The organism is Rubripirellula reticaptiva (assembly GCF_007860175.1).
GTDB classification, from domain to species: Bacteria; Planctomycetota; Planctomycetia; order Pirellulales; family Pirellulaceae; genus Rubripirellula; species Rubripirellula reticaptiva.
This window is the reverse complement of sequence record NZ_SJPX01000004.1, coordinates 268848-276340: the sequence shown is the minus strand read 5'-3', so window position 1 is coordinate 276340 and position 7493 is coordinate 268848. Positions and strand designations below refer to the sequence as shown.

Annotated in this window: 5 protein-coding genes; 2 read left to right on the top strand and 3 right to left on the bottom strand. The window is 54.3% G+C overall.

Annotation, left to right across the window (positions count from 1 at the left end):
• Positions 1–77: 77 nt before the first annotated feature.
• The gene (locus tag Poly59_RS18025) at positions 78–692 is read left to right on the top strand and encodes a PEP-CTERM sorting domain-containing protein (RefSeq protein ID WP_146535518.1); all 615 of its coding nucleotides are present in this window, start codon (positions 78–80) and stop codon (positions 690–692) included.
• Between the two features lie 289 nt (positions 693–981).
• Here the strand turns inward: Poly59_RS18025 and Poly59_RS18020 are convergent, their stop codons facing one another.
• From Poly59_RS18020 to Poly59_RS18010, 3 genes are all read right to left on the bottom strand, one after another.
• Positions 982–1698: an SGNH/GDSL hydrolase family protein gene (locus Poly59_RS18020; RefSeq protein ID WP_146535517.1), complete on the bottom strand. Its 717-nt coding sequence runs from the start codon at positions 1696–1698 to the stop codon at positions 982–984.
• Positions 1699–1776: 78 nt separating this feature from the next.
• On the bottom strand, positions 1777–3243 hold the full coding sequence (locus tag Poly59_RS18015) for a DUF1501 domain-containing protein (protein ID WP_146535516.1): 1467 nt from the start codon (positions 3241–3243) through the stop codon (positions 1777–1779).
• Between the two features lie 61 nt (positions 3244–3304).
• The gene (locus tag Poly59_RS18010) at positions 3305–5764 is read right to left on the bottom strand and encodes a PSD1 and planctomycete cytochrome C domain-containing protein (RefSeq protein WP_146535515.1); all 2460 of its coding nucleotides are present in this window, start codon (positions 5762–5764) and stop codon (positions 3305–3307) included.
• 502 nt (positions 5765–6266) lie between these two features.
• On the opposite strand from Poly59_RS18010, the gene Poly59_RS18005 reads away from it, so the two are divergent.
• Positions 6267–7475, top strand: a complete 1209-nt coding sequence (locus Poly59_RS18005) for a XylR family transcriptional regulator (RefSeq protein ID WP_146535514.1) — start codon at positions 6267–6269, stop codon at positions 7473–7475.
• The last annotated feature ends 18 nt before the right edge of the window (positions 7476–7493 follow it).

Below are 7493 nucleotides of genomic sequence, written 5' to 3'. Positions count from 1 at the left end.
TTTTCTTCGCGTTGCTTTTAAATTCCGTTCAATAAAACGGAAGAATCCATATTTTGTCACTCGGTAAGTAGGTAGAGATGATCAAGAGAATGTTGCTAGGACTTGCTGTTGCTTTGGCAATTGGTTCTAGCGGTGCATGCAATGCGGCCATCGTGGTTTCGGGAGAATTTTTCCCCGTCACCGAGCAATTCACAGGCGATGTCGCGATTGGAATTTATGCCACATCCAACGTAGATACGGTAATTTTGTCGTACAACGTTCCGACGTTGTTTACGAACCCGGCGGTTGCGAGCTTCGTGAGCTTCGAAGCAACCAATTTTGGATTCGGAACTGAAACGGCGAATGTCTTGAGTGCTCCATTTGCCGCGAATCGCGGTTTTTCAGGAGCAGCCGGAAATGTGCCGGCGATTGCCAATCAGCGATTGAAGGTTGGCGAGATTACCTTTTCGGTATCCAATGCCCCTGCGGGACAGACCGAAGTCGGTCAATTTCTCAACACAGGCTTCGATGCAAACTTCTTTCAGTTCAACACTTCCCAAGGCACCGTGAACGCCAGCAACGGGCTCGCGACTGTCGGAAACCCCTCGCTTGGAATTCAAGCCACAGCAGTGCCCGAGCCATCTTCGTTGGGTGTACTTGCGATTGGTTTGGTGGCCAGTACTTTTCGTGGTCGCCGCAAGCGAGTTGCCTAGTAACACCGCAAAGATGCGATTGCAATTCTGAAATTTCGAGACGATGGCGATGGCCCAAACGGACTGGCCATTGGCTCGACGCCACGTGGAACCGGGGTCTGGATTGCAAATGATCGACTTGAGCAGCGGCCACGTCGTCGACGACGTGGCTGCAATTTAAGGATCGCGTGGTGAAGGGAACCTACGACGTCTTCGTCTTCCCCGACAAAACTCGCCCTTTCACTTGCGCGTGATTCGCTTTCATAAATGTGTCAACTGCGAGCGTTGAAGTCTCTGCCAAGACGTCTATTTACTCTTCAGCCGGAACCAATAGCTGGACAAGCAGCTCGGCAACCACTTCATGCCCATCACGATTGGGGTGATTTGGCTGAGAAAGCAACGAATCAATGTCCGTTCCGCTCTCAACACGCTTTCGAAACGCGTCATAAGAATCGACCAGGGGGACGTTCATATCCTGAGCGATTCGCCGGACCTGATCGGCATGCTGAGCCAACAACGTTGCTTGGTCCGAGATGTCTTCGTTGGAATCGGGTGTCGGCGTCAGCAACACGACTTGAACGCCGGCATCCTGGGCCTCGCCGATCATCGACCGCCAAGCCTGCTCGGAGTCGTCCAGGCCCGCAAATCGATCGTTTAGCGAATAGTCGATGAAAACCAAATCCGGGCGCATCGACAGCACGTCGGCCTTGAATCGCTTGGCACCGCGAAGCGAATTCTCGCCGCCGATGGCGGTCACGCAAACGTCGATCACCGCGGTCGGAAAATGCTGGCAGAGTTGCCGGTGCAGCAGGCTAGGGTAAGCATCAAACGTGCGAACATTGCCGTCACGAAAGTATCCCGCGGGCACCGAATGACCATGAAAGACCAGCCGAACCGTTCGGTTCTTGGGCCACTTCTTTCTCAGCTCAACCCGTAACTCGTCAAATACGGGATCCGCGCCGAACACGTTCACCGCTGGCGTGACCATCAACACGAAACCCGCAATCAATAGGGGGAACCGCTGCATGAAACGAACTCCGAAGACGAATCTGCCGTCACCAACGTTTGCACGGAGACGGCGGAGGACCAATAGGCTCTCAACTCGTTAAGCGATGATTTCGTGGATTGGTTCGATCGGTTCGACGCCGACGAGTTTCTGTTCCAGCCCACTGTAGAAGTACGACAGGTGGTTGGGATCGAGTCCGAGTTGGTGCAGGATTGTGGCGTGCAAGTTCTTGACATGCAGCGGATTTTCGACCGCAGCAGCACCTAGTTCGTCGGTCGTTCCGTGGCTGACACCGCCCTTTATTCCGCCGCCTGCCATCCACATCGTGAAACCGTAAGCGTTGTGGTCTCGGCCGCTGCCGTTGGCATACTCGGCAGTCGGTTGGCGTCCAAATTCGCCTCCCCAAACCACCAGCGTTTCGTCGAGCATGCCGGTTCGCTTTAAGTCGGCAAGTAGCGCAGCGATCGGTTGATCGGTGTGGCCGGCGTGTTTGTTATGGTTGACTTCCAAGTCACCGTGGGCATCCCAGTTGTCATCGTTGTGGGCGCCACCGCTGTACAGTTGTACGAAACGGACACCGCGTTGAACCAAGCGACGCGCCATCAAGCAGCGAGTCCCAAAATCGCGTGTGCCTTCTTTGTCGATGCCGTACATGGCAAGTGTCTGAGCGTCCTCGCCCGCTAAGTCGACGGCCTCCGGCGCAGTCGACTGCATATTGTATGCCAGTTCAAAGCTGGCGATCCGCGAAGCCAAGTCATCGTTTCCGGACCGACCAACCAAATGACGGTTATTCGCATCCTGGATCGAATCGATCAGCTTGCGTTGTAAGCCTTCGGGAAAATCAGCGGGCGGTGCGAGGTCCAGGATCGGCGCACCTTTGCTACGGAAGACCGTTCCTGCATAAGTTGCGGGCATGTAGCCGCTGGACCAGTTTTTTGCGCCACTGATGGGGCCACCGGTCGGGTCCAACATGACCACAAAACCGGGCAAGTTTTCGTTGACGGTCCCAAGTCCATAGTTGACCCACGATCCCATTGCTGGGTTGCCCGACAGAATCTTGCCGCTGTTCATCATCAGCATTGCCGAGCCGTGAATTGGCGAATCGGCCGTCATCGAGTGCAAGAAAGCGATGTCGTCGACATGTTTGGCAACGTTCGGGAACAGCGAACTGACCCATTTGCCGCATTGACCATGCTGTTTGAATTTCCAACGCGGTTCCACAATCCGTCCCCCCGCTTTGTGACCTCCGCGACCAAACGTCTTGACGTCGACCGTCTTGCCGTCCATGCCGATCATCTTTGGTTTGAAATCGAACGTGTCGATGTGGCTGGGGCCGCCATACATGAATAGAAAAATCACCGACTTCGCCTTGGGAGCAAAGTGAGGCGGTTTGGCGGCAAGCGGATTTTGGAATTTTGTTTCGCTTGCACCCGCGGAACTGGCAAAGAACCCGTCACGAGACAGCATCGAAGACATCGCCGCAGCACCAAATCCAGCTCCGGATTGCCAAATGAATTCTCGACGAGTGCGCCCACAGAATCCGGTTCGTTTTCGATTTTCAGTCATGGATCTTTTAGAAGTTAAAGCTGCAGTTGGAATTCAAACAATGAAAAGTCGCGAGACTTGATCAATCGACGAATAGGAACTCGTTCCAATTCATCACCGACAAGCAATACAACTGGACGGCTCGCGTTCGCGATAAACCGTATTCATTTTGCAGGGCAACGATCAATTCGTCGCCCGACTGTTCCTCGTCCTCGGTCGCCTGACGCTGCAACACTGCGCTGATTGTTCGCCGGACAATTTCGGGATTGTCCGATGCGTCAGTCAAGTCACTCGCGCCGATCGATTCGGCCAACCGAGCCCCTTGCTGGTGAATGAAGTCGCTATTAAGTAACGACAGAGCCTGTCCCGGTTGCAGCGTGGTGAAACGTTCTTCGCACGTCAGGTCGGGATCGGGAAAATCGAACGCCGTCAGCAATGGCGTCAGTAGCGATCGCTTGACATGAATGTAAGCACTGCGCCGATTGCGTTGATCATCAGGCGAGTCGCCCCAACCTTCGCCAGGCCTTGATTGACCGGCCAACACTTCGGCGGACAACTGCGGATAGAAACTGGGGCCGCCGATACTAAGGTTCAGTGAACCATTCGCCGCAAGAATCGAATCACGAACTTCTTCGGCAGCCAATCGGCGCGGATCAAATCGCCAGAAACGATTGTTGTCCGGATCAACCGACTCGCCCTTTTCATGGCTGGCCGATGACATTTGATAGGCGCGACTGGACATGATCAGGCGGTGCATCGATTTCAATTTCCAATCTCCATCGATCAATCGCCGAGCCAACCAATCCAACAGCACCGGGTGTGTCGGCGGGGTGCCGAGTTGTCCAAAGTTATTGCTGCTGCGAACAATCCCACGACCAAAGTGAAACTGCCACAATCGATTTGCCATCACACGTGCCGACAACCGATTGTCCGGGTCCGTCATCCACTCGGCCAACACGCGGCGGCGACCGGCTGTTTTGGCTGCCTCGTCGAGTTCAGGGAACGTAGGCGTTTCGCTGCCAAAGATGGTGGGAAAGTCTGGCTCGACCGGATCGGATGGCGAATGTGGATTACCACGGAACAGCACAAACGTCTGTTCGGGTTTGGCTTCGCAGCGCGCCAGCCCCATTACCGTTTCACGTTTTGGCAAAGCTTTGCGAAGCATTCGGGTATCAGCTAGTTCATGCACCAAACGCTGATAAGCCGTCCACTGATCGGCGTCCAAGAATTGCTGCAACTTGGCATCGAGGACTTTTTTGCGGGCACGCGGCTTGCCTTCGGTAGCACGCTGATCCGGGCCTTTCATCTTTGCGATGCCAGCCTGCTCGATGTCGTGCATTTCAGATTCGATGCGTTTGACTTCGTCGTCGATTCGTTGGTGTTCGGCAGCGATCGCAGGCGGAGTAATATCGATCTGGTTATTCGTCGACCCGTCACCGCGGGTCGCAAACGACGTCACGTCAGCCAAGAATGCTACCATGCTGTAGTAATCAGCCTGCGGGATCGGATCGATTTTGTGATCATGACAACGGGCGCAATTGATCGTCAGACCGAGAAACGCTTGTCCGGTCGTCGTGATGATGTCGTCAATCTCGTCGAAACGAGCTTGCAGTGGATCGGCCGGTTCATCGTCCCAGATCCCCAGCCTGTAGTAGCCCGTTGCGGTCAGCGATTCTTGGGTGACGTTATCCAGTTCGTCACCGGCAAGTTGTTCGCGGACAAATTGGTCGTACGGTTTGTCTTTGTTGAACGCGTCAATGACGTAGTCGCGGTACTTCCACGCGTTTTGCTTGGGGTTGTCACGTTCAAAAGAATTGGTTTCGGCGTAGCGAACCAAGTCCAACCAGTGCCGCCCCCAACGAACGCCATACTGAGGCGAATCGAGTAATTCATCGACGAGTCGCTCGAATGCCAGTGGATCTTCATCTGCAACAAACGCTTGCACCCGAGAAAAACTGGGGGGCAACCCAGTCAAGTCATAGTAGGCACGACGGATCAATTCTTGGCGAGTCGCTTGCGGACTGGGGCTCAGCCCGACATCGGCAAGCGAATCGTAAATGAACGCATCGATTGGATTTTCGTTCCAATCCAAATCGGCCACGACAGGTGGCGTCGGATCCTTCATGGGCTCGAACGCCCAGTGGTCACTCCAATCCGCCCCTTCGGCGATCCAAACCTTCAACGTCTCGATTTCTTCGAGTGACACCGGATCGCCTTCGGGCGGCATCTTTTCGTATTCGTCGTCGGACGTAATTCGAGCGATCAGGGCACTCGCCTCGACGTCGCCGGGCACGATCGCAAAATCACCAGACTCAGTTTCGGCGTAGGCTGACTCTTGGTCGACGAACTTCAAACCGCCTTCGGCCTTGTCGGGACCGTGACAGGCATAACATCGCTTAGCCAAAATCGGCTGCACTTGGCGTGCGAAGTCGATCGATTTCGAATCTTGCGCATCGACTGCCGAACCGCCGACCGAAAGGAACAGCGCGAACGGTATCAGAAAAACGAACGAAGTCGCGGTTCGACGAAAACTTGTCGTCATCGGGATCAAACCAGGGATGGCGGAGGAGGTGGGTGGTGGGCAGGAATGCAGACACCAACAGGATCTCACGAATCATTAGTCCTGAACGAGTCCTAAACTGCGGCGAGTCCTGTCCCGTTATCCTAGCCATTGAAGAACAAACGCCCAAGCGTTTAACAGCAATTCGATGAGCAACTTTTCGTGTGACCGCGTCTTCCAAATGTCTGATCCGGCATTACGGATGGCATACCGCGTAGACGTCCGTTGCCATCATCGGAAGAATTCGCACCTGGCAAACAATCTCAATATTTGAATTGCATTTCGGAAAAAATGGCGTTTTAATGGTTTCCACCGCGACACGCGACTGAGATCCTTTTCAACCTGCGTTCTTCAACGCCGAACGCGTGCATGGGGAATGACAGTTGCAGATGCCCAGATGAACCAGTTTCGGTTCATTTGAAGCAGCATTCGGCTTCGCAATCGCGTTCCCACCATCTGATCAGTTTTCCCTGTTAAGTTTGTGATGAACGAAAAATCTCAGTTGGATCTTCCCGCGGCATCCATTCTGGATGTCCCAACCGGGCACGACCGCCCAAACGTATTACTGATTGTTGAAACGGCCATGTCGTTTGGCCGAGGTGTGCTAGAGGGAATTAGCCGTTATCTGATGCAGAACCCTGGGTGGGCAGTGCAACTGAACATTCACGAGTTCCTAACCGCGCCACCGACTTGGCTAGAGCAGTGGGAGGGTGATGGCATCATCACTCGATCCACGACACCAGAAATGGCCGACCTGGTTTTACGGTGGGGGATTCCGACGGTGAATTTGACGGACATTTACGGCGAACAGGGAATTCCGTCGATACTGTGCGACCACCAGGCAATCGGCCGAATGGCGGCTGAGCATTTGATCCAGCGCGGACTGACAAGCTTCGCTTTCTGCGGCTTCAGCGATCACTATTGGTCTTCCGAACGCCAGTTGGGATTTACAACCGCGGCTAACGAACACGGATGTGAAGTTCACACGCATTTGCTGAACTGGTCCAAAGCGCGCCGATTTGGGTGGGAGAAACAGCAGGCCCAGATCGTCGATTGGCTGAAGAGACTGCCCAAACCAATCGGTGTGATGGCATGCAATGATTTTCGCGGCCAGCATGTCCTGGAAGCCTGCCGGACTGCGGGAATACAAGTTCCGGATCAAGCAGCAGTGATCGGCGTCGACAACGATCAGGTGATCTGTGATTTCTGTCAGCCGCCGTTGTCGAGCGTCATTCCGCCGGCAGAGCAGATTGGTTTCGAAGCGGCGTCATTGCTTGATCGTTTGATGAAGGGCGAAAAACCAAAGAATGCGAATCGACTGATTCCCCCCATTGGAACCACCGCTCGTCAATCGACCGACGTGTTGTCGATCGAGGACGCTGAGGTGGTGATGGCAATCAAGATCATTCGCGAACGAGCCTGCTTGGGCTTGAACGTGACGGATATTTTGCAAGAAGTTTTGATTGCCCGCAGCTCGCTAGAACGACGCTTTCGCAAAGCGATCGGACGCTCGCCCCAAGCCGAAATCCGTGACGTCCAAATGAAGCGTGCTCGCCAGTTATTAGTCGAGACCGACCTTTCCCTTGCTCAAATCGCTTCGCTGACCGGTTTCAAACATTCCGAGTACTTCAGCGTCGTTTTTAAACGCGAAGTCGGCCAGACGCCGGGCCAATACCGATCGATGATGAGCTAGCACTGGCTTGCGGCGCAA